Here is a 22,978-nt window from a genome sequence, read left to right as displayed (position 1 = left end):
AACTGACTGGAGTTGGAGAACTGACTGGAGTTGGAGACTGACGTGGAGTTGGGAGACTGACGGTGGAGCTGGGAGACTGACGTGGAACGTCGAATCATGGGCATCGAGACCGAGTTCGGTGTCACGTGCACATCGCACGGACAGCGGCGACTGAGCCCGGACGAGGTCGCGCGCTACCTGTTCCGGCGTGTCGTCGCCTGGGGCCGGTCGTCGAACGTGTTCCTGGAAAACGGCGCCCGGCTCTACCTCGATGTCGGATCGCACCCCGAGTACGCGACCGCCGAATGCGATTCGATCGAGCAGTTGATCGCCCACGACCGGGCGGGCGAACGGATCCTGGAAGACCTCATGGTCGATGCCGAGAAGCGTCTCGCCGACGAAGGCATCGGCGGTGACCTCTACCTGTTCAAGAACAACACCGACTCCGCGGGCAACTCGTACGGCTGCCACGAGAACTACCTGGTGAACCGGATGGGCGAGTTCGGGCGGGTGTCCGACGTGCTGCTGCCGTTCCTGGTGACCCGTCAACTGATCTGCGGGGCAGGCAAGGTGCTGACCGTCGGCCAGGATTCGACGATGTGCCTGTCGCAGCGTGCCGACCACATCTGGGAAGGCGTGTCGTCGGCGACCACGCGGTCGCGTCCGATCATCAACACGCGTGACGAGCCGCACGCGGACGCCGAGAAGTACCGTCGTCTCCACGTGATCGTCGGCGACTCCAACATGGCGGAGACCACGACGATGCTGAAGGTGGGATCGGCGCTGCTGGTCCTGGAGATGATCGAATCGGGCATCTCGTTCCACGACTTCGCGCTCGACAACCCGATCCGGGCCATCCGCGACATCAGCCACGACGTCACCGGACGGCGCGAGATCCGTTTGGCGGGCGGCCGCACGTCGACGGCCCTCGCGATCCAACGCGAGTACCACGCGCGCGCCGTCAAACACCTGGAGAGCCGCACGCCCGATCCGACGATGGACCGCGTCGTCGACCTGTGGGGCCGCACCCTCGACGCGATCGAGACCGGTGATTACAGCGGGGTCGACACCGAGATCGACTGGGTGATCAAGCAGAAGCTGTTCCGCCGGTACCAGGATCGCTACGGCATGGACCTGTCGGACCCGAAGATCGCGCAGCTCGACCTCGCGTACCACGACATCCGCCGCGGCCGCGGCGTGTTCGACGTGCTGCAGCGCAAAGGTCTGGTCGCGCGCGTCGTGGCCGACGACGACATCGACCGTGCCGTGCACACCCCACCGCAGACCACACGCGCCAAACTGCGGGGCGAGTTCGTCGTGGCGGCGACGAAGGCCGAACGCGACTTCACCGTCGACTGGGTCCACCTCAAGCTCAACGATCAGGCGCAGCGCACCGTCCTCTGCAAGGACCCGTTCCGAAGCGTCGACGAGCGCGTCGAACGTCTGATCTCCTCGCTGTAGGCCTTAGGATCACCGCGTGGCATCCACTCCGAAGGCCGAACGCCTCCTCAACCTCGTCATCTGCCTGATGTCGGCGCGCCAGTACGTCACCGCCGAGTACGTGCGCGCCAACATCGTCGGCTACGACGCCTCAGGGCAGAGTGACGAGACGTTCAAACGCATGCTCGAACGGGATAAGAACGAGCTGCGCGAGTTGGGGATTCCGGTCGTGACCGGGCGTAACGGCGTCGGCGCAGAGGGGTACCTCATCAAGCCGGACGACTACGCGCTGCCCGACATCCGGTTGGACACCGAGGAGGCTGCCGCGGTCGCCGCTGCCGCCGCTGTCTGGCGCGTCCCGGATCTCGCCGCCGTCTCACAGTCGGCCGTCCTCAAACTCCGCGCGGCGGGTGTCGACGTGGTCGCCCCCGACGAGCTCGGGGTCGAGCAAGCGGGGGGACCCCGATCGGTGGGATCGGAGACCGCGATCCGCGGTCTCATCGACGCGATCGGCGCCGCGCAGGCCGTCACCTTCACACACCGGTCGACCCGTGGGCGGTCGACCCGCCGCGTCGAGCCGTGGGGAGTGGTCGGCAACCGCGGACGCTGGTATGTGATCGGCCACGACCTCGACCGCGACGCGACCCGCACCTTCCGGACGTCCCGCATCGACGACGTCGCTCCGGCGTCCGACCGAGGGGCCGTGCACGTGCCCGCGGGCCTGGATCTGAACGCTCTCGTCGACGAGGCCGTCTCCCGCGCGAACGACGCGCAGAACCTCACCGCGCGCGTGTGGCTGGCGAAGGGACGCGCGCACGGTCTGCGACGGATGGCACGGTCGGTGACCTCGCAGCCGCTGGGATCCGAGGACGGCGACGTCGCCGAGATCGATGTTCGTTCCCGCGTCGGAGTGATCCGTGCGGTGCTCAGTGCCGGGGCCGACGCGGTGGTTCTGGAACCGGCCGACCTGCGTGCGACGGTGATCGCCGAGCTCGACTGTCTCGCCGCGGGACAAGGAGGAACGCGATGAACGCCGCGTCGCCCGCCCGGCTGTCCCGCCTGCTTGCGATGGTCCCATACTTCCTGGCCCGCCCGGGGATCAAGCTGTCGACGGCGGCCGCCGACCTCGGCCTCACGCAGAAGCAGTTGACGAAAGACCTTGAACAGCTCTTCCTGTGCGGGCTCCCCGGGTATATGCCCGACGATCTGATCGACATCGAGTTCTCCAGCGGCTACGTCCACGTCGGATTCACCGCAGGCATGGACCGACCGTTGAAGCTGACTGGCACTGAGGCGAACGCCCTGATCATCGCCCTGCGGACCCTGCTCGACACCGGGGCGGTCGACGCCGACGCCGTGCGCCGCGCCATGGCGAAGATCGAGGCCGCGGTCGGCGGGACGCCCTCGTCCGCGGTGTCGACCGTCGACGCCGCGCCGACTGCCGACGAGCCGGTCCGCCAACGGATCCGGAGCGCCGTCACCGACGGTGTAGCGCTCGAGATTCGCTACTACACGCCGAGCCGCGACGAGGTGACCGAGCGTATCGTCGACCCGATCATGATCAAGGCCGTCGACGGCCACAGCTACCTGGAGGCGTGGTGCCGGTCGTCAGACGCCGTCCGACTGTTCCGCTTTGACCGTGTCCTTGACGCGGAGCCGCTCGACGAGCCGTCGGCGCCGCCCGAGCGGGCCCCCGCGCACACCCAGCCGGCAGGCGCGTCCACCCTGACCGACGACCTGCCGACGGCCCGGATCGAGATCGATCCAGACGCCCGGTGGCTGCTCGAGTACTACGCCGTCGACCTCGACACCGACGATGCGGACCTGGCCGAGGACGTGGCCGTCACGGCGACCCTGCGCTACGGGTCGCCGCAGTGGCTTGAGCGTTTCCTGCTCGGTTTCGGTGGACGGGTCCGGCTCGCCGAGCCGACCGTCGACGGCGACGTCGCCGAGGCGGTCAAGGCGACCGCCGCCGCGGCGCGAGCGCGATACTGACCGTCGCAGACGTGCAGGGACGGATCACGCTCCAGCGGGTACAGTAAGGCTAGACATTGATATCTTGGGACATTGAGTTTCTGCAACGGAGGTTTCTTCATGGGCGCCCTTTCCTGGTGGCACTGGGCAATCGTGCTGGTCGTGCTCGTCGTGCTGTTCGGTTCCAAGAAGCTGCCCGAAGCGGCGCGCGGTGTCGGGCGTTCGATGCGCATCTTCAAGTCCGAGATGGCCGAGATGGCGAACGACGGCGACGACAAGTCGAAGGCAGACGAGTCGAAGGCAGGCGAGCCGCGTGAGCTCACCGCACGCGACCAGGACGTCGACGTCAACGTTACGGTCACGGACGAGACTAAGAAGTCGGCCGAGATAAAAAAGTCGGCATAGCCGCGCACTGACACTCGCGTGCGAATCAACTTCCGCCGACTCGATCCCCGACAACGACGCAGCAAGGTCAACCCGGACGGCTCGATGCCGTTGCGGGAGCACCTGTACGAGCTTCGCTACCGGCTCCTCGTCGCGCTCGCGGCGATCGTCGTCACGACGATCATCGGCTTCATCTGGTACAGCTACGGTCCGTGGCGCATCGAGTCGCTCGGCGAACTCCTGCGCGGCCCCTACTGTGATCTCCCGGCGTCGACTCGCGCCACCCTCACGCCGGACGGCGCATGCCGTCTCCTCGCGACTGGTCCGTTCGACCAGTTCATGCTCCGCCTGCAGGTCGCGCTCACCGCAGGCATTGTCCTCGCCTGCCCGGTGTGGTTCTACCAACTGTGGAGATTCATCACGCCCGGCCTCCGCGACAACGAACGCAAGTACGCGGTCAGTTTCGTCTCGGCGTCCGCCGTCCTGTTCGTCGGCGGCGCGGTGCTTGCGTACATCGTCGTCGCGAAGGCGTTCGAGTTCCTGCTGACCGTCGGCAACGATGTCCAGGTGACCGCTCTCTCCGGTGACCAGTACTTCAGTTTCATGCTGCACCTGCTGATCATCTTCGGCATCAGCTTCGAACTACCGTTGTTGATCATCGCGCTGAATATCGTCGGCGTACTCAAGTACGAGCGACTCAAAGCCTGGCGTCGCGGCCTGATCTTCGCGATGTTCGTCTTCGCGGCCATCGTCACGCCGGGCCAGGACCCGTTCACCATGCTCGCGCTGTCGATGGCTCTCACGGTGCTACTGGAGGTCGCGATTCAGTTCTCCCGGATTCACGATCGCCGCAGGGGCAAGCACAGCCCCGACTGGATGAACGTCGACGATGACGAAGCCGCACCGCTCGACGAGGTCGATCGCTCGGAATCGGCGTCGCGACTGGCGCGACCGGCCCCGGTCGGCCCCGCGGGAACAATCGACGGCACGTCCGACCGCGGTTCGGTGCGCGCCGCGTCGTCGTTCGATGAGATCCTGTAGGGGATGACTACGCGCGCTGAGATCACCGGTCCCGAACTCACTGCTTTCACCGGTCGCCTGGATTTCGCGATCGACGACTTCCAGATTCGCGGTTGTACCGCGCTCGAGGACGGTCTCGGAGTGCTGGTGTGTGCGCCGACGGGCGCCGGAAAGACGATCGTCGGCGAGTTTGCCGTCCACCTGGCGTTGGCGCAGGGCGGCAAATGCTTCTATACGACGCCGATCAAGGCGCTCAGCAACCAGAAGTATCACGATCTGATCGCCGTCCACGGCGCGGAGAACGTCGGCCTGTTGACCGGCGACAACTCGATCAACTCGTCTGCACCCGTCGTCATCATGACGACCGAAGTGCTTCGGAACATGATCTACGCGGATTCACCCGCGCTGCACGGACTGTCGCACGTCGTCATGGACGAGGTGCACTTCCTCGCCGATCGTTTCCGCGGAGCCGTCTGGGAGGAGGTCATTCTCGGCCTCGATCCTGCGGTGCGCGTGGTGAGTCTGTCGGCGACGGTTAGCAACGCTGAGGAGTTCGCCGACTGGATCACCACCGTCCGCGGCGATACCGCGGTGGTCGTCGACGAACATCGCCCGGTTCCGCTGCACCAGCACATGCTGGTGGGCAACCGGATGTTCGAGTTGTTCGACCGGCGGCGTCGTGACGGCGGGAGACCGGAGGTCAACCCGGAGCTGACCCGCTACATCAAGCATCGGGTATTGGGCGCGGATGCGGTCGGCACTTACCGGGATCGCCTCGCGCGCGAGCGCGGCAGGCGCGGCACCCGCACCACGGGGGTCTCACGACCGCGGTTGGTCTCGATGCTCGAGAACGAGGGGCTGCTGCCCGCGATCACGTTCATCTTCTCGCGTGCGGGATGTGAGGGCGCGTTGGCGCAGTGCCTGCGGTCGGATCTGCGGCTGCTCGATCCCGACGAGGTCGACCAGGTCGACGAGGTCGTCGAGCGACACCTGACGGAATTGGCTCCGGGGGACGCCGACGTCCTTGGCGTCGACGCCTGGCGGTCGGGTCTGCGTCGCGGGTTCGCCGCCCATCACGCAGGCATGCTGCCGACCTTTCGCCAAGCTGTCGAGGAGTTGTTCACCCTCGGGTTGGTCAAGGTGGTCTTCGCGACCGAGACCCTCGCTCTCGGCATCAACATGCCCGCTCGCAGTGTCGTCCTGGAGCGCCTCGTGAAGTACAACGGCGAGTCGCACGTGGATCTGACGCCGGGGGAGTACACGCAGCTGACCGGCCGCGCGGGACGCCGCGGCATCGACGTGGAGGGCCACGCCGTCGTCGTGTGGACGCCCGAAGTGCTGCCCGACCGGGTCGCGGGTCTGGCGGGTGCGCGGACGTTCCCGCTGAAGAGTTCGTTCGCGCCCGAATACAACATGGCCATGAACCTGATCGACCGACTCGGGTTGGACGGTTCGCGCACCCTGCTGCGGCGTTCATTCGCCCAGTTCCAGACCGATCGGTCGGTGGTCGGCCAGGCCCGTCAGCTCGATTCGGCGCAGCGGTCGCTGCGCAAGGTCGACACCGAACTCGATGCGGCGTCGACGAGGCACTCCCTCGACCCGGATGTGTTCGCCGAGTACGTCGACCTCCGTGCGGCCATCAAGCAGCGGGAGCGTGCCCAGCGGTTCGTGCGGCGTCTCGACGGCGAGCAGGCAGTCGCCGAGAGCCTCGGTGCGCTCACCCGCGGACAGGTCGTGTCGGTGCAGTCCGGCAGGCATCGAGGTCTTGCCGTGGTCCTCGATCCGGCGTGGAAGGGCGCCGACCCGAAACCGCTCGTGTTGAGCGAGGACGGCTGGGTCGGCCGCATCGGGTCCGCCGAGTTCGTCAATCCGCCGGATGTCCTCGGCGATCTGCGGGTCCCGAAGGACACGCGCACGCGCCACGCTCGACGCGAGATCGCGGCGGCGCTGCGCAAGTCGGGCATCGAACGGCCGCGCGGCAGAGTCAAGAAGAAGGCCGCGCCTACCGACTACGAGTTGGAGGAGATGCGGGGGCGACTCCGTCGCCACCCGTTGCACAAGGCGTCCGGCCTGGACGATCTGTATCGGCTCGCGGAGCGGAAGGCCCGCGTCCAACGTGAAGTCGACTCGTTGAGGACGGCCGTCCAGGAGCGTACGTCCCAGTTGGAGAACGACTTCGACGCCGTTGTCGGGGTGCTGCTCGACTTGAGTTATCTGGAGGACGACGGCGAAGGATCGATCCGGGTGACGCCGACGGGCGCGGTGCTGCGCCGCATCTACAGCGAGAGCGATCTTCTGGTCGCCGAATGCATCCGCGCTGGAGTCTGGGATCGGTTATCGCCACCGGATCTGGCCGCGGTCGTGTCGGCGGTGCTGTTCCAATCGCGCCGTGATTCGTACCGGGGAGGCGTCGACTCGATGCCCGGGAACCGCGCGCTGCGCGATGCGTTGACCGGGACGCTCGAGGTGTGGGAGGCGACCAATCGTGTCCAGGAACGGCACGGAGTCGTTCAAACACGTGAGCCGGATACCGGCTTCTGCGCGGCCGTCTCGGCGTGGGCGTCGGGCCGTTCGCTGAGGGAGGCGTTGCTCGCGGCGACCGAACAGGGAAACCTGTTGTCGCCCGGCGACTTCGTCCGCTGGAACCGGCAGGTCATCGACCTGCTCGAACAGATCCGCGGCAGTGTCGATCCCAATGCGCCGCTGGCGGGCGCCGCCCGCCGCGCCGTCGCCGGCGTGCGCCGCGGCGTCGTCGCCTCCGAACTCGATTGACGGGTCGACACCGAGGATTCATACCGGGTGCACCGGTCACGCTGCGGTAGCGTGACATCCAACGCAGATCGGGTATGTGAGAGTGATGAGGAGAGGTCCGAGATGACCAACGGTAACGAGCCGACTGACGCGGGTACGCCGGACGACGACAGGACGTCGATCGTGCAGCGTCCGGACCTCCCGGCGGCCCCGTCGCCGACCGAGGGGCCGGAAGGCTCAGACGCGACGACTATCTCGCAGTTGCCGGCGACACCAGCTCCCGAATCCGGTGTGCCCCAGCAGAGTTCAGCCCAGCAGAGTTCAACCCAGCAGAGTTCAGCCCAGTCGGATGCGTCGCCCGCCGCGCAGCAGCAGTCGGCGTACCAGCCGACCGAGTTCGCGCAGCAGCCGGTGCAGGCGGGCCAGCAGCCGTTCGCAGCGGGCACTACACCGTTCTCTCAGTCGGGAGTTCCGTCGGACCCGACGACGGTCCAACAGGCACCCCAATACGGTCAGGGCCAGTACGGTCAGCCCCAGCCCGGCCAAGCCCAGCCCGGCCAAGCCCAGCCCGGCCAAGCCCAGTATGGGCAGTCCTCGTACGGGGCGCCGGCCTACGGTGCTGCCGGCCAGCCCCAGTTCGGGCAGGGGCAGCCCCAGTACGGCCAGGGTCAGCCCCAGTATGGTCAACCCCAACCGGGCCAAGCCCAGTACGGCCAACCCCAGTACGGGCCGCCGGCGTACGGACAACCCCAAGCTGGCCAACCCCAGTACGGGCAACCCCAGTACGGCGCCGATCCGACGTTGAACCCGTACACCCAGCAGCCGGGCGCGGGCGGCAGTTCCGGTGGCAAGGGCAAGTTGATCGCGATCGTCGGTGGCGCTGTGGTGATCATCGCCGCGATCGTGCTGATCACGGCTTTCGTGTGGCCGAACTGGGCGAAGGGCGGCCTCAATCAGGACGCCGTCCAGTCAGGTGTGCAGAAGATCCTCACCGACCCGCAGCCGGACGGCTACGGCATCTCCGACGTGAAGGATGCCAGCTGCCCCGACGGCCAGAAGGCCGAGTCGGGCACCACGTTCACCTGCTCGGTGACCGTCAACGGCGAGAACAAGCACGTGACCGTCACTGTGAAGGACTCGGACGGCACATACGAAGTGTCACGTCCAACCAACTGATCTGTCGTCCCTAATCTCTCGTCACTGTTTGACCCATTGAAGTGGGGCGCGACCTATGAGAAGGTCTCGTCCCACTCCAATGCTTTGGCGAGCCGGTTGACGCTGGCGGAGACGCCGAGTTCGGCGACGAGTGCGCGTAGACCGTCGACGTCGTCGGGCGTGGTGGGCAAGCGATCGTCGGTCCGGCTCTCGACGGTGTCCGCGTCGGTCCGGACGGCGACGACGACGCGCGCCGCGGTCAGGTAGTCCGTCGACGCGAGGATCGACTTCCGGGCACGGGCGGCCAGCGCCGATCCCGGGTCGTGGGCGGCGACTTCGAGCGCGTCGAGGTCGCCGTACTCGGTAATGAGTTTGGCTGCGGTCTTGTCGCCGATGCCGGGGACGCCTGGCAGCCCGTCGGACGGGTCGCCGCGCAGGATCGACATCTCGGCGTACGCGGTGCCCGCACGGTCTTCGGGCACGTTATATTTCGCAGCCACCTCGGCGGGCCCCATGAGTTCTGCGTTCTTGAGGCCGCGTCCGACGTAGAGGACGCGGACCGTCACCGGGTCATCGGCGACTACTTGAAGCAGGTCGCGGTCGCCGCTGACGACGAGGACTGAGTCGGCGGCTTCGGCGAAGGCGAGTGTTCCGATCACGTCGTCCGCTTCGCATCCGTGCGCGCCGGACGTCGTGATGCCCGCGCAGCGCAGCGCTTCGATGATCATGTCGACCTGTGGGGTCAGCGTGTCGGGGACCTCTTCGACATCGCCTGTCGTCGTGCCGTCGCCCGGGGTCGCGACGCGGTGCGCCTTGTAGGACGGGATCAGGTCGGTCCGGAACGTCGGCCGCCAGTCGAGGTCGAGGCAGACGACGAGGCGCGTCGGCCGGTGTTCGGTGACCAGTGCGGCGATCGTGTCGACGAATCCGCGTACCGCATTCACGGGACGTCCGTCGGGCGACGTCATCTTCTCGGGCAGAGCGTAGAAGGAACGGAACCACAGGCTGGCACCGTCGAGCAGCATCACCGATCCGGTCATGAACAACACTCTTGCATATGCGTGCAATACCCTGGGGCGCATGGCAGCCCGATTCGACTCCACCGTGTACGCGCAACGACTCGATCGCGCAGCGATCCTGGCCCGGGATGCCGGGATCGACGCGATCATCGTCGGAACCGGCCCCGACTTCCGTTATCTGACGGGTTCGGATGCCGATACCTTCGAGCGACTCACCGCTCTCGTCGTCCCGGCGGACGGTCGTGCGCGGGTCGTGACCGCTCGCCTGGAATTGGCGTCACTGCGTGATTCGGCGATTGGTGACCTGCCGGTCGACGTCGTCGACTGGGTCGACGGCCAGGACCCGTACGCGTTGGCGACCGAGTCCCTTGCGTCGGATGCTCGACTGGCCGTGTCCGACGCGCTGCCCGCACTGCATCTGATTCCGTTGGCGGCTCGGACACCGCGAGTACCCGAGCTGGCGACTACCGTCCTCCGCGAGCTCCGCATGATCAAGGACGACGCCGAGATCGAGGCCTTGCGCCGCGCCGGGGCCGCGATTGACCGCGTCCACGCACGAATGGGCGAGTTCCTGGTCCCCGGGCGCACGGAGGCCGAGGTCGCCGCGGACATCGACGCCGCGATCCTCGCGGAGGGCCACACGCGCGCGGAGTTCATCATTGTCGGTTCGGGTCCGAACGGTGCTGACCCGCACCACGAGCACTCCGACCGGGTGATCGGTGCCGACGACATCGTGGTGATCGACATCGGCGGACCCGTCGAGCCCGGCTACAACTCCGATTCGACACGCACCTACTGCTTCGGTCCGCCGCGCGCCGACATCGCCGCCGCGTACGACGTCCTGGAGAGGGCCCAGGCTGCCGCGGTCGCGGTTGCGCGACCGGGGGTCACCGCCGAAGCCGTCGACGCTGCCGCGCGGACCGTCATCGAGGACGCGGGGTACGGGGATCAGTTCATTCACCGGACCGGACACGGTATCGGTCTGTCCGTGCACGAGGAGCCGTACATCGTCGCTGGCAACGACGATGTGCTCCGCGAGGGTATGGCGTTCAGCATCGAACCCGGCATCTATGTCGCAGGGGAATGGGGCGCCCGCATCGAAGACATCGTCGTGCTCACCGCGGACGGCTGCGAGCCGTTGAACACCCGTCCGCACGGTCTGGTGCAGCTCTAGTGCCGGCGCCCACACGTTCGTCACCAGGCTGGTAGCTCGTCAGTGACGATAACTCGTCACTGTGGTCGCCGGCCTCGTGGAGGATGTGGGGTGTCAACCCCGCAAACCAACACCGCTCAGGTCGGGCAACGTCGTGGCGACGGTGTCGGGCCTCAGCGGTGTTGGTTCGGTTGGCGGGGGCGGCACGTCATGCGACCGCGATCGTGCGCGGCCGACCGCGGGCCCCGGCCAACGCGGCCAGGGGCAGCATTCCCGCGGAGACTCAGTGCGGAACTGTGCCGACCGGCATGACCGCGGTGACGATGTGTCCCGGCGGGAGCCACTGAGCGGCGGCCGCCGCGATCGCGTCGTCGTCGACGCCGCCGAGGAGGACGGTGCCGAAACCGGTCTCGGCCGCCCAGAGGTAGACGTTCTGCGCGATCAGGCCGGTCTCGATCCAACAGAAGCGTGTGCCCCGGTCCTTCCCCTGATCGGCGAACGCGTCGTCGGCTGCCGCGGTGTCGGCGGAGAGAACAAGGGCGGCCGGACAGTCCGCGAGCCAGTCCGCGTCGATAGTCGCGTCCGCGACCGCTGCGAGGAAGTCGCCGGTGGTGACCGGCACGAGGTCGTCGAGCGGCTGATCGTAGCGGTACGCCGCGGCCGCGACACCGGTCACCGCGTGCGTGATCACGGTGATGTGGACGTCGTATCGGGCGTGTGCAGACCCGTGCCCGCGCCGCCCATGACGACTCGGTCCGGCCACCGTGGCGACGAGATCGCGCAGCACGTCGGCATCGATCGGATCGCGCCGGTACGCCTTCGTAGACCGGCGACGGGCCAGGAGATCGGTCAGTCCTGTCATCCGACAGCCGCGATCATGCGTCGGGCTCGGTGAACATCGTGGCCGAACCGAGGACCCGCTGGCACGTCACTTCGATGACCACGCGCTTGGGGTTCTCCCTCGGCTGTCGATACCGAGCCTCGTAGCGGACTTCGGCGTCGTGGACTGAGTCCGCGTCGGTGAGCACCCGAGCCGGACCTTCGACGGTCAGCCATCGAGCACCGTCGACATGCGTCAGAGCGGCGTACCCGCCGCGTGCCGCGTTCGTCGCCTTCTGGTTACCGCCGGAGGTGATCACCCGTGCGACTCCGGCGTCGAGGTCGACGGTGACACCGACCGGGCAGACGTGTGGCGTGCCGTCGGCGCGCACCGTTGCCAACGTCGCGATATGCCGCTCGGTGAGAAGGTCGTGGGCGGCGGGCGAGAGGTCCGAGAGAGTGTGCGGCATGTGTTCGACACTATCGGCGCGCGCCGTCTCGACACCCATCGGCGGGCGACTGGAATACTGCAGGGGTGGGAACCATTGTGCTCTTCGGCGGACGCAGCGAGATCGGCGTCGCCACCGCAGTCAGGCTGGCCGCAGGCAATGCGGTCGTGCTCGCGGCCAGACGACCGGACGATCTCGCCGTGGAGTCCCGGGTGTTGCAGGCCGCGGGCGCGACGCGGGTGCACACGGTCGCCTTCGACGCCGACGACGTGTCGTCGCACCCCGGTCTCATCGCGTCGATCGTCGCCGACCACGGGCCGATCGAAGCGGCGATCATCGCGTTCGGCATTCTCGGCGACGCCGCTCGCGCCGAGACGGACGTCGAACACGCCCTCGCGATCGCCCACACGGACTATTACGCGCAGATCAGCGTCCTCACGCCCCTCGCGGTGGCGCTTCGCGAGCAGGGATCGGGCACCATCATCGTCTACTCGTCGATCGCCGGAGTCCGGGTCCGCAAGGGCAATTACGTCTACGGGTCGACCAAAGCCGGCCTCGACGGTTTCGCGAGCGGCCTTGCGGATGCGTTGCACGGCAGCGGCGTCCACCTGCTGTTGGCCCGCCCTGGTTTCGTCATCGGTGCGATGACCCGGGATCTGATGGCGTCCGGCGTCGAACCCGCACCGATGTCGGTGACTGCCGATCAAGTCGCCGACGCAGTCGCGACCGCCTACCGCAAACGGCGTGGCGAGGTCTGGATCCCCGGCAGGCTGCGGGCGGTCGCGTTCGCGATGCGATTCGTGCCGCGCGCGATCTGGCGACGGTTGTCGCGGTGAGCGCCGACGTCATCGTCGTCGGCGTCGGCGCCGACGGTTGGTCCGGGCTCGCCGCCGCCGCACAGGCCGAACTGTCGCGGGCCAGGATCGTCTACGGATCGACCCGGCAACTGCGCCTCCTGCCCGGTGAAGTCCGCGCCGATCGCGTGGTCTGGCGGAGCCCGATGAGTGCGCACCTGGCCGAACTCGCAGACGGGATCGCCGCACACTCGATTGACCCAAACTCGAATAACCCAAACTCGAATAACCCAAACTCGAATAACCCAAACTCGAATAGCCCAGACTCGAATAGCCCGGACTCGACGGCCGCGGCGGCGCCGATCCACGTGTTGGCCAGCGGCGACCCGATGTTCCACGGGGTGGGTGCCTCGCTCGTCCGCGCGTTCGGCGCTGAGCGCGTCCGGGTGATCCCGCACCCGTCGAGCGCATCCCTGGCCGCGGCACGTCTCGGCTGGGATCTCGCCCGCACCCGCGTCGTCAGCCTGGTGACCGCGCCCGTCGAGACACTTCTCGGCCATCTCACCGGCGGTGCGCGGACGCTCGTCCTCTCGCGGGACGCGGCGACGCCCGCCGACGTCGCAGATCTGTTGACCGCCGCCGGATTCGGCGCGTCGTCGATGACGGTGCTGTCCGACCTCGGCGCACGGACCGAACGCGTCGACAGCGGGCACGCCGCCACCTGGACGGGCACGCCGTCCCCACTCAACATCGTCGCCGTCGACTGTGTCGGGCCCGCACACAGTCGCGCGCCGGGACTCGACGACGACGAGTTCACCAATGACGGCCAGTTGACCAAGCGCCCGATCCGCGCGCTCACCGTCAGCGCGCTGCGGCCCGCCGACGGTCAAACCTTCTGGGACATCGGCGCCGGCGCCGGGAGCATCTGCATCGAATGGTTGCGGCTGGCCCAGACGGGCCGGGCCGTCGCCTTCGAGGCCGACCCGGCACGAACGTCGCACATCGTCGAGAACGCGCGTAGGCACGGCGTCGCCGACCGACTGGAACTGCGCGGCGCCGCACCGGACGCATTGACCGACGCCCCGAGGCCGGACACCGTCTTCGTCGGCGGCGGACTGTCCGCCGACCTCCTCGAACGGGCGTGGGCGGCACTGCCTACGGGGGGTCGGATCGTCGCCAACGCGGTCACGTTGCAGACCGAACGCCTCATCTCCGACGCGGCCGACCGGTGGGGAGGCGACCTGATGCGCGTCAGTGTCGAACGTGCTGCACCGCTTGGCCGTTCGACGGCGTGGCGGCCGGCGCTGCCGATCGTCCAGTGGACAGCTGTCCGAACCGATGACGAAGGAATGCGATGACCGTCTACTTCATCGGGGCAGGCCCCGGAGCCGCAGACCTGATCACCGTGCGCGGCGCCGACCTCCTCGCACGATGCCAGACCTGCCTGTACGCGGGATCCCTCGTACCCAGAGAACTCCTCGACCGGCTGCCGGACGGCGCCGTTGCTGTCGACACCGCGACGATGCCGCTCACCCGGATCGTCGCCGAGATCGCGGCGGCTCACGCCGCCGGCCACGACGTCGCGCGGCTGCATTCGGGCGACCTCGCGCTGTACTCGGCGCTCACTGAGCAGACCAGGCGGCTGCGCGACCTCGACATCCCGTACGAGTTGGTTCCCGGTGTTCCGGCGTTCGCGGCGGCCGCCGCGGCACTGGACGCCGAACTCACCGTGCCGGGCGTCGCGCAGAGCCTACTCATCACCCGTGTGTCGACCCTGTCAACGAACATGCCGCCGGGGGAGGACCTCGCGTCGCTCGCACGCACCGGGGTGACGTTGGCGTTGCACCTCGCCGCGCACCGCACCGAGCAGATCGTCGCCGACCTCATGCCGCACTACGGCGCCGGCTGCCCGACCGCCACCGTCGCGTTCGCCTCGCGCGGCGATCAGCAGATCGTGCGAGCGCCACTCGCCGACCTTCCGCAATCATTGGCCGACGCCGGTATCACCAAGACCGCGGTCATCTTCGTCGGAGCGGCGCTCGACGGAGCCGCACATCCGGCTCTCGTGGACAGCTACCTGTACTCGCATACCCGGATGAGCAAGCTGCGCACCGGTGCCGCCGATGCCTGACGTCCTCGTCCTGGGCGGCACCGGCGAGGCGCGTGCCGTCGCCGCCGCGCTCGTCGACGACGGCGTCGACCTGGTGAGTTCACTGGCGGGCCGGGTGCAGAGCCCACGGTTGCCGGTCGGCGAGGTGCGGATCGGCGGGTTCGGCGGCCGGGACGGGCTCGCGGACTATCTTCGCGGGAACGGGGTCCGCGTCGTCGTCGATGCGACGCATCCGTTCGCCGCACGGATCACGCCGAACGCCGTGGCGGCGTGTGCGGCCGCCGGAGTGGCATACCTACGCTTGGCGCGCCCGGCGTGGGAGCCGGAACCGGCGGACCGCTGGACTCGTGTGCCGGACATCAATGCGGCGGCGACCGTCGTCGCTGCACGCGGTGGCCGGGTCTTCCTCACCACCGGTCGCCAGGATGTTGGAGCGTTCGCCTGCGTCGACGACGCCTGGTTCCTGATCCGCGTCGTCGATGCGCCCGACACGGAGCTCCCGCCGCACCACGAGCTCCTGCGCTCGCGGGGACCGTACACGGTGGAGTCTGAGCGGGAGTTGTTGGAGTGGCACGCGATCGATCTGCTCGTGACGAAGAACAGCGGCGGGCCGCTGACCTCCGCGAAACTCCGTGCGGCCGCCGAACGGGGAATCGAGGTGGTCGTCGTCGACCGGCCGAGTGAGCCGACGTCGATCGAGACGGCGCCGACCGCCGACGACGCGGCCGCGCGGGTACGGATGCTGCTGCAGCGCTATCGGCCGTAATGGCGGGGCGTGAACGCCAGGTCGCCGCCCGAGCGACGCGCTGCGACCGTCGACGACGAACCGATGATCACCAGGGTGCGCATGTCGACCGTCGACGGATCGAACTCGGCAGCGGTCGTCACGGACACGCGTTCGCCGTGGCCTCCGACGTCGCGCCCCTGGATCACGACGCGGTCCGCGGGGACGAGCTCGGCGAGGAGTTCCTTCAACCGGACGATCTGCTCGGTCCGCTTCGACGACGCCGGGTTGTAGATCGCGACGGCGAGGTCCGCGGCGATCGCGTGGCGTAGTCGGTCCTCGATCACCGCACCGGGTTTGAGCAGGTCGGACAGTGAGATGACCGCGAAGTCGTGCCCCAACGGCGCACCGGCGGCAGCGGCGACGGCGTGCGCGGCGCTCACCCCCGGAACCACGCGGACGCGGACGTGCTGCCAGGCAGGTTCGGACGCTACCTCGGCCACCGCCGCCGCCATCGCGAACACGCCAGGGTCGCCGGATGAGACGACGACGACGCGGCCGCCGCGTGACGCGAGGTCCAGCGCGAACTCGGCGCGTTCGGCTTCGACCCGGTTGTCGCTGGCGTGCACGCGTTGCCCGGGCCGTGCGGCGACCCGCTTGAGGTAGGTGCGGTAGCCGATGAGGTCGGTCGCGGCGGCGAGCTCTGCGGACACCTGCGGGGTCGTCTGGTCCACCGGGCCGGGGCCCAGGCCGACGACGACCACTTCGCCGGCGCTCGACGTCTCGCCCGCGAACGGATTGTTGCGGCCGCCCGGCACGACGATCAGCGAGAAGTAGGGGACCGTCGCCGGATCGACGTCGGCGACGCGTTCCACCCGCTGGCGATCGGTCGACGCACGCTCGACATACCACGCCTCGTCGAGCCGGCCGGCCGCCACGAGAGCGTCGCGGACCTTGACGAAGGTTCGACCGAGTTTCATCACGGCGAGTGCTTTCCCCGAACGGAAGCCGGCGACGAGCTCACCCGGCTCCGCCGTCCCGGGCAGCACGGTCAGGGTCTCCTCGCCCTCGACCAGCGGGATGCCGACAGCGGCCGACGCCGCGCTCACCGAGGTGACGCCCGGGATGATCTCGGCGTCGAACCGGTCGATGAGACGCTTGTGCATGTGCATGTACGAGCTGAAGAAGAGCGGATCGCCTTCGGCCAGGAGCACGACGTCGCGGCCGGCGTCCAGATGCTCGGCGAGTCGGGCCGCACTCGCGGTGTAGAAGTCGCTCATCGCTCCCGCATATCCGCCGGGGTGGTCGGTGGTCTCGACCGTCAGCGGATACATGAGTCGTTCGTGGGTCTGCCCGTCGCGCAGGTAGGGGCGCGCCACCGACAGCGCGATCGAGTTGCCGTGTCGCGCCGAGTGGAACGCGATGACGTCGGCCTCACCGATGACGCGTGCGGCTTTGACGGTGACCAGTTCGCTGTCGCCGGGCCCGAGCCCGACACCCCACAGCTTGCCGCTCATTCGACGACGCTCGCGAGTGCGTTGAGGGCGGCGGCGGTGATCGCCGAACCACCGCGTCGACCGGTGACCGTGAGGTATTCGAGGTCGGTGCGCGCGGCGAGCGCGGCGCACGACTCGGCGGCTCCGATGAAGCCGACGGGGGCACCGACGATGGCTGCCGGGCGGGGCCAGCCCTCGTCGATCAGGTCGAGGAGCGCGAACAGTGCGGTCGGTGCATTGCCGATCGCGACGACCGAATTTTCGAGGTCGTCCCGCCAGTACTGCAGCGCGGCTGCGGTTCGGGTGTTCCCCAGCTTCTCGGCGAGCTCGACGATGCCAGGTTCGCGCAGGTGGCAGCGCACGTCGTTGTCGGCGGGAAGGCGTGTGCGGGTGACGCCGGAGGCGACCATGTTCGTGTCGCACAGGATGGGGCCGCCCGACGCCAGCGCGGCGCGGGCCGCGGCGACCACACCCGGTGTCGCGACGACGTCGTCGGCCAGATCCGTCTGCCCGGACGCATGGATCATGCGTACGACGACGGGTTCGACGTCGGCCGGGAAACGGGCCAGATCTGACTCCGCTCGGATCGTTGCGAAGGACTGGCGGTAGATCTCCGCGCCATCACGGATGTAGTCGGTCATAGTGCGTTCGACACTACTGAGTGGGTCGATGCGAAAGTCGTCGCGGGTCTCGGGTGGGCGCTAGCGTGCTGTGTCGCGCCGCTCGTGGACGTAGCCGTCGGACGATGCGAGCACTCGTACATGGGTGCGGGCCGGCGAGCCGCAGCCGCGCGCGCAGCCGACCCAGTGTTCCGGCGTTCGGGCGCCGACCTCCGAATCGAGGTCGGCGACCCGGCTGCGCAGATCGCCGCGGACGTCCGCGAGCGATTTCCCGCAGCCGGACGAGCCGATGCACGCGGTGAGCGCGGTCCACGGAGATCTCGCGTCGAAGACGAAACCGAGCGGGGCCAGGACACGGACCACCGTGTCGGCGACGGCGTCGTCGAGGTCTCCCACCAGGATCTCGCGTTCAGGGGTCACCGTGACCGGAGTCCCGATCGCTGCGACGTAGCGGGCCTGTTCGGCGGTCAGGCGACCGAACGGCACCACGGCGCCGACCGTCACCCGGCCGTCCGTCTGCGTGAACCAGCCGACTCGCGGCTCCGGATGTCGAGCCTGCGGCACCGCCGTGTCGCCGGTGCCCAGCCGCGCGTAGAGAGTGTCCGTCCGGTCGGCGTCGAGGTCGGCGACCCGCCACGCGCCGTCGGCGACTTCGACGAACACGCCGGCGGCGGCGACCATCGCTTCGGCGAGACCGGCAAGGCGCACGGGTTCGCCCACGGCACGACCACCGACGACGACTGCCGCACGGTCGCCGTCGAGCGCCACGCCGGTCACGTCGGTTCCGTGCGCCAAGACATCGCCGCGACCGTCGTCGAGACCGAACCAGAACCGTCCCGACAGCCCCGACGACCACGGGCGGTCGACGATCGCGGCGTGCAGCGCAGGCGCGACCGGACGCAGATCCGCTGTGCCGGCGACCCGGCCGGTAAGCGGCGACATCGCGATGTTCCGCACCCGGTCGTGCGCGGACCCGCGCACGAGGCCGGCTGCGGTCACCGCGGCGGCGAACTCGGGGACCCGACCGGTCGGGATCCCGCGCACCTGCAGGTTGCCGCGGACGGTGATCTCGATGCCGCCGTCGCCGAACTCGTCGGCCGCGTCGGCCATCGCCTCCAGAGCGGCCGCGCCGATGACGCCGCCCGGCACCCGGATACGCGCCAGTTCGCCGTCGAGGGCGCTGTGCGTCGCGAAGACGCCGGGACAACGGTCGGGGGCGGGACCGGTTGCGGGTGAAGTCACCTCTCCAGAGTAGGCCGCACCGCTGCCGATACTCTGATCGAGAACCAACGACGTGGAAGCCGGTGAGAAGCCGGCGCGGACGCGCCACTGTGAGGGTCGCAGGCTTGCGGCCCGAGCCAGACCCATGTCGTTCGACCGGGACATCCGGTCGGTCCCAACGACGCCGGGCGCGCCAACCCGGCTAGGAGCGATCAGTGATCACGCTGCTGTCCACATCCGATACCGACTTGCGCACCGCGGCGACCTGCGGTGCCGACTACCGCGTCGCAAACCCGAGCCGCATTCTGCTCGACGAGATCGCTTCACTGGTCGACGGAGCCGATCTCGTCGTCGTCCGAATCCTCGGCGGGCGCCGTGCGTGGGAGGACGGTCTCGACACTGTTCTCGCGCAGCCGGTCCCGGTCGTGGTGCTCTCCGGCGAACTCAACCCCGACCCCGACCTCATGGCGCTGTCGACGGTGCCGACCGGGGTCGCCGCACAGGCCCACAGCTATTTCGTCGCAGGCGGCCATGCGAACCTCGCCGCCGTTCACGATTTCCTGTCCGACACGGTCCTGCTCACCGGTCTCGGGTTCGCGGCACCGGTGCAGACACCAGCCTGGGGTGTGCTCGAGCGCACGACCGCGCCCACCGCGCGGCCCGAACGCATTGGCGTCCTGTACTACCGCGCCCAGCACCTCGCCGGGAACACCGAATACGTCGACGTGCTCTGCACCGCGATCGAAAGCGCAGGCGCCGAGGCGGAGGCCGTGTTCTGTGCGTCGCTGCGGGCGGCTGACGACGACCTGATCGACCACCTCGGAACGTTCGACGCGTTGATCGTGACCGTGCTCGCGGCGGGCGGCACCCAGCCTGCCACGGCAGGTGCGGGCGGGGACGACGAGGCATGGAATGTCGAGCGTCTCGCCGCGCTCGATATCCCGATCCTGCAAGGGCTCTGTCTCACGTCGTCGCGGGAGGACTGGGCGTCGCAGGACGACGGTGTTTCGCCGCTCGACGTCGCGAGCCAGGTCGCCGTGCCGGAGTTCGACGGCCGGATAATCACAGTCCCGTTCTCGTTCAAGGAGTTCGACGAGAACGGCCTGCCGTTCTACGCGCCCGACGCCGAACGATGCGCGCGGGTGGCGGGCATTGCCGTCCGTCACGCGCGTCTTCGTCACCTGCCGGCCGCCGAACGGCGGGTCGCCTTGCTGCTGTCGGCGTATCCGACCAAGCACGCGCGGATCGGCAACGCCGTCGGCCTGGACACGCCGCGCAGCCTCGTCCACCTCCTCCGAGCCTTGGCCGATACCGGGTATCAGGTGACCGGCGACGTTCCCGGACTCGGTGCAACTCCCGACGACGACGATCCCGACGCGTTGATGCACGCGCTCATCGACGCGGGCGGACAGGACCAGGACTGGCTCACCGAGGAGGCGCTCGCCGCCAACCCGATCCGGGTGTCGGCGGCCGACTACACGGCGTGGTTCCAGACGCTGTCCGACGGGCTGCGGGAGTCGGTGACCGGGCACTGGGGGCCGCCGCCGGGGGAACTGTTCGTCGACCGCACCCACAACGCCGACGGCGACATCGTCATCGCGGCGATGACGTTCGGGAACGTGGTCCTGCTGGTGCAGCCGCCGCGCGGATTCGGGGAGAACCCGGTCGCGATCTACCACGACCCCGACCTGCCGCCGAGCCACCACTATCTGGCGAGTTACCGCTGGCTCGCGTCCCGCAACGACGACGACGGTTGGGGATTCGGCGCTGACGCGATCGTGCACATCGGCAAGCACGGCAATCTCGAATGGCTGCCGGGAAAGACGCTCGGCATGTCCGCCGACTGCGGAACCGATGCCGCTGTCGGCGATCTGCCGCTGATCTACCCGTTCCTCGTCAACGATCCGGGCGAGGGCACCCAGGCGAAACGCCGTGCGCACGCGGTACTCGTCGACCACTTGATCCCGCCGATGGCGCGCGCCGAAACGTACGGGGACATCGAACGTCTCGAACAACTCCTGGACGAGCATGCGAACATCTCGGCTCTCGACCCGTCGAAGCTGCCTGCCATCCGGCAGCAGATCTGGACGTTGCTGACCGCCGCGAAGATGGACAGCGACCTCGGATTGGACCAGCGTCCCGACGAAGACGTGTTCGACGACATGCTGCTGCACGTCGACGGCTGGCTGTGCGAGATCAAGGACGCGGCGATCCGCGACGGCCTGCACGTTCTCGGACAGGCGCCGGACGCCGAGACCGAGGTCGACCTGGTGCTGGCGATGCTCCGGGCGCGGCAGATCTGGGGCGGATCTCAGACGCTTCCCGGTCTGCGTGAAGCGCTTGGCCTCGCCGAGAACGAGTCGGCACGCGGGGACGTCGACCGGGTCGAGGCGACGGCCCGCGGCCTGGTGTCCGCGTGCGCCGCAGGCGATTGGTCGGACGACGCCGTCGCCGCGGCATCCCACGGGCAGCCGGACCAGGTCGGGAAGATCCTGGCGTTCGCCGCCCACGAGGTGATTCCCCGACTGCGCCAGACCTCCCGCGAGATCGACCAGGTGCTCCACGCGCTCGACGGAGGGTTCATCGAAGCGGGTCCGAGCGGATCACCGCTGCGCGGTCTGATCAACGTGCTGCCCACCGGCCGTAACTTCTACTCGGTCGACCCGAAGGCCGTCCCGTCGCAACTCGCGTTCGAGACCGGTCGCGCGATGGCCGATTCGCTCGTCGAGCGATATGTCGACGATCACGGCGAGTTCCCCGCGTCGGTCGGCCTGTCGGTGTGGGGGACAAGCGCGATGCGCACCTCCGGCGACGATGTCGGCGAGATCCTCGCGCTGCTCGGCGTCGCACCGGTCTGGGACGAGATGTCGCGCCGTATCACCGGGCTCGAACTGGTTCCACTAGCCGAGCTCGGCCGTCCGCGCATCGACGTGACGATCCGGATCTCCGGGTTCTTCCGCGACGCGTTCTCACACGTGGTCACGATGCTCGACGACGCCGTCCGGCTCGCCGCGGACGCCGACGAACCCGACGACCGGAACTATGTAGCCGCGCACGCCCGGGCAGCCGTCGCCGACCACGGTGACGCCCGCCGCGCCACGACCCGCGTCTTCGGGTCCCGGCCCGGCACCTACGGTGCGGGCCTGTTGCAGTTGATCGACTCCAAACAGTGGCGGACCGACGAGGACCTCGCCGCCGTCTACACCGAGTGGGGCGGCTACGCCTACGGCCGCGACCTCGACGGGGTGGCCGCCGTCGACGACATGCGCGCCGCCTACCGGCGGATCGCCGTCGCCGCGAAGAACACCGACACCCGCGAACACGACATCGCCGACTCGGACGACTACTTCCAGTTCCACGGCGGCATGGTCGCCACCGTGCGCGCGCTGACCGGCGAGAATCCGGAGGCCTACATCGGTGACTCGACTCGGCCTGACTCGGTGCGCACCCGCACCCTGCACGAGGAGACGTCGCGAGTGTTCCGCGCGCGCGTGGTGAACCCACGGTGGCTCTCGGCGATGCGCCGTCACGGATACAAGGGCGCCTTCGAGATGGCGGCGACCGTCGACTACCTGTTCGGCTACGACGCGACGACCGACGTCGTCGCCGACTGGATGTACGAGCAGTTGACCGAGCAGTACGTCCTCGACGAGACCAACCGCGACTTCCTCGAACAGTCCAACCCGTGGGCGTTGCACGGCATCTCCGAGCGGCTCCTCGAAGCGGTCGAGCGCGGCATGTGGCATGAGCCGCCCGCGGAACTTCTCGACCGGTTGCGGCAGGTGTACCTGGAAGCCGAAGGTGACATCGAAGGGCGCTCCGAGGACTGACTCGTCCCAGTCGGGAACTCTTCGGGCAGGCTGGGCGTTG

19 protein-coding genes are annotated in these 22,978 nt (G+C 68.6%); 13 read left to right on the top strand and 6 right to left on the bottom strand.

Annotated features, from left to right (window positions below):
* Positions 1 to 81 precede the first annotated feature (81 nt).
* The 7 genes from pafA to L5G33_RS05350 all read left to right on the top strand — a co-directional run bounded on the left by pafA (position 82) and on the right by L5G33_RS05350 (position 8,724).
* Entirely contained in the window at positions 82 to 1,440 is a 1,359-nt protein-coding gene (gene pafA / locus L5G33_RS05380; protein ID WP_236997122.1) for a Pup--protein ligase, read from the top strand.
* 67 nt (positions 1,441 to 1,507) lie between these two features.
* The gene (locus tag L5G33_RS05375) at positions 1,508 to 2,449 is read left to right on the top strand and encodes a helix-turn-helix transcriptional regulator (RefSeq protein ID WP_236997182.1); all 942 of its coding nucleotides are present in this window, start codon (positions 1,508 to 1,510) and stop codon (positions 2,447 to 2,449) included.
* On the top strand, positions 2,446 to 3,414 hold the full coding sequence (locus L5G33_RS05370) for a helix-turn-helix transcriptional regulator (protein ID WP_236997121.1): 969 nt from the start codon (positions 2,446 to 2,448) through the stop codon (positions 3,412 to 3,414). The genes L5G33_RS05375 and L5G33_RS05370 overlap by 4 nt, the downstream gene beginning before the upstream one ends.
* A gap of 99 nt (positions 3,415 to 3,513) precedes the next feature.
* Positions 3,514 to 3,798, top strand: coding sequence for a Sec-independent protein translocase subunit TatA (gene tatA, locus L5G33_RS05365; protein WP_236997120.1), 285 nt, complete (start codon positions 3,514 to 3,516; stop codon positions 3,796 to 3,798).
* 18 nt (positions 3,799 to 3,816) lie between these two features.
* Positions 3,817 to 4,818 carry a twin-arginine translocase subunit TatC gene (gene tatC, locus L5G33_RS05360; protein WP_236997119.1) on the top strand — a complete coding sequence of 334 codons (1,002 nt, stop codon included), beginning with the start codon at positions 3,817 to 3,819 and terminating at the stop codon, positions 4,816 to 4,818.
* Positions 4,819 to 4,821: 3 nt separating this feature from the next.
* Positions 4,822 to 7,569 (top strand): DEAD/DEAH box helicase, encoded by a 2,748-nt coding sequence (locus L5G33_RS05355; RefSeq protein ID WP_236997118.1) that lies wholly within the window; start codon positions 4,822 to 4,824, stop codon positions 7,567 to 7,569.
* A 102-nt stretch (positions 7,570 to 7,671) separates the two neighbouring features.
* Positions 7,672 to 8,724, top strand: a complete 1,053-nt coding sequence (locus L5G33_RS05350) for a DUF4333 domain-containing protein (protein WP_236997117.1) — start codon at positions 7,672 to 7,674, stop codon at positions 8,722 to 8,724.
* Between the two features lie 53 nt (positions 8,725 to 8,777).
* On the opposite strand, the gene L5G33_RS05345 is transcribed toward L5G33_RS05350, so the two are convergent.
* A complete protein-coding gene (locus L5G33_RS05345; RefSeq protein ID WP_236997116.1) occupies positions 8,778 to 9,743 on the bottom strand; it encodes a 5'-3' exonuclease in 966 nt (321 codons plus the stop codon).
* 40 nt (positions 9,744 to 9,783) lie between these two features.
* Here L5G33_RS05345 and L5G33_RS05340 point away from each other — a divergent pair, with 40 nt between their 5' ends.
* Positions 9,784 to 10,896 (top strand): M24 family metallopeptidase, encoded by a 1,113-nt coding sequence (locus L5G33_RS05340; RefSeq protein ID WP_236997115.1) that lies wholly within the window; start codon positions 9,784 to 9,786, stop codon positions 10,894 to 10,896.
* 262 nt (positions 10,897 to 11,158) lie between these two features.
* Here L5G33_RS05340 and L5G33_RS05335 read toward each other — a convergent pair whose 3' ends face one another.
* Together L5G33_RS05335 and L5G33_RS05330 are read right to left on the bottom strand one after the other, a co-directional pair.
* Positions 11,159 to 11,737: a SagB/ThcOx family dehydrogenase gene (locus L5G33_RS05335; RefSeq protein ID WP_236997114.1), complete on the bottom strand. Its 579-nt coding sequence runs from the start codon at positions 11,735 to 11,737 to the stop codon at positions 11,159 to 11,161.
* A 13-nt stretch (positions 11,738 to 11,750) separates the two neighbouring features.
* Positions 11,751 to 12,164 (bottom strand): PPOX class F420-dependent oxidoreductase, encoded by a 414-nt coding sequence (locus tag L5G33_RS05330; protein WP_236997113.1) that lies wholly within the window; start codon positions 12,162 to 12,164, stop codon positions 11,751 to 11,753.
* Between the two features lie 65 nt (positions 12,165 to 12,229).
* Between L5G33_RS05330 and dprE2 the strand changes: the two genes are divergently transcribed.
* The 4 genes from dprE2 to L5G33_RS05310 are packed head-to-tail and all read left to right on the top strand — an operon-like array spanning position 12,230 to position 15,813.
* Positions 12,230 to 12,979, top strand: a complete 750-nt coding sequence (gene dprE2 / locus L5G33_RS05325) for a decaprenylphospho-beta-D-erythro-pentofuranosid-2-ulose 2-reductase (RefSeq protein WP_236997112.1) — start codon at positions 12,230 to 12,232, stop codon at positions 12,977 to 12,979.
* Entirely contained in the window at positions 12,976 to 14,295 is a 1,320-nt protein-coding gene (gene cbiE, locus L5G33_RS05320; RefSeq protein ID WP_236997111.1) for a precorrin-6y C5,15-methyltransferase (decarboxylating) subunit CbiE, read from the top strand. Before dprE2 ends, cbiE begins: the two co-directional genes overlap by 4 nt.
* On the top strand, positions 14,292 to 15,068 hold the full coding sequence (cobM, locus tag L5G33_RS05315; protein WP_236997110.1) for a precorrin-4 C(11)-methyltransferase: 777 nt from the start codon (positions 14,292 to 14,294) through the stop codon (positions 15,066 to 15,068). The genes cbiE and cobM overlap by 4 nt, the downstream gene beginning before the upstream one ends.
* Positions 15,061 to 15,813: a cobalt-precorrin-6A reductase gene (locus L5G33_RS05310; protein ID WP_236997109.1), complete on the top strand. Its 753-nt coding sequence runs from the start codon at positions 15,061 to 15,063 to the stop codon at positions 15,811 to 15,813. The genes cobM and L5G33_RS05310 overlap by 8 nt, the downstream gene beginning before the upstream one ends.
* On the opposite strand, the gene L5G33_RS05305 is transcribed toward L5G33_RS05310, so the two are convergent.
* Genes L5G33_RS05305 through cobG form a run of 3 tightly spaced genes read right to left on the bottom strand, consistent with a single transcriptional unit; the run spans position 15,801 to position 19,129 of the window.
* Positions 15,801 to 17,288 carry a precorrin-2 C(20)-methyltransferase gene (locus L5G33_RS05305; RefSeq protein ID WP_236997108.1) on the bottom strand — a complete coding sequence of 496 codons (1,488 nt, stop codon included), beginning with the start codon at positions 17,286 to 17,288 and terminating at the stop codon, positions 15,801 to 15,803. The two genes, L5G33_RS05310 and L5G33_RS05305, sit on opposite strands and share 13 nt — an antisense overlap.
* On the bottom strand, positions 17,285 to 17,908 hold the full coding sequence (locus tag L5G33_RS05300; protein ID WP_236997107.1) for a precorrin-8X methylmutase: 624 nt from the start codon (positions 17,906 to 17,908) through the stop codon (positions 17,285 to 17,287). Before L5G33_RS05300 ends, L5G33_RS05305 begins: the two co-directional genes overlap by 4 nt.
* 60 nt (positions 17,909 to 17,968) lie before the next feature.
* Positions 17,969 to 19,129 carry a precorrin-3B synthase gene (gene cobG, locus L5G33_RS05295; protein ID WP_236997106.1) on the bottom strand — a complete coding sequence of 387 codons (1,161 nt, stop codon included), beginning with the start codon at positions 19,127 to 19,129 and terminating at the stop codon, positions 17,969 to 17,971.
* A 194-nt stretch (positions 19,130 to 19,323) separates the two neighbouring features.
* Here cobG and L5G33_RS05290 point away from each other — a divergent pair, with 194 nt between their 5' ends.
* Positions 19,324 to 22,938, top strand: a complete 3,615-nt coding sequence (locus L5G33_RS05290) for a cobaltochelatase subunit CobN (RefSeq protein WP_236997105.1) — start codon at positions 19,324 to 19,326, stop codon at positions 22,936 to 22,938.
* The last annotated feature ends 40 nt before the right edge of the window (positions 22,939 to 22,978 follow it).

The organism is Gordonia liuliyuniae (assembly GCF_021738805.1).
Classification (GTDB): domain Bacteria; phylum Actinomycetota; class Actinomycetes; order Mycobacteriales; family Mycobacteriaceae; genus Gordonia; species Gordonia liuliyuniae.
This window is presented reverse-complemented; position numbering and strand designations above follow the sequence as displayed.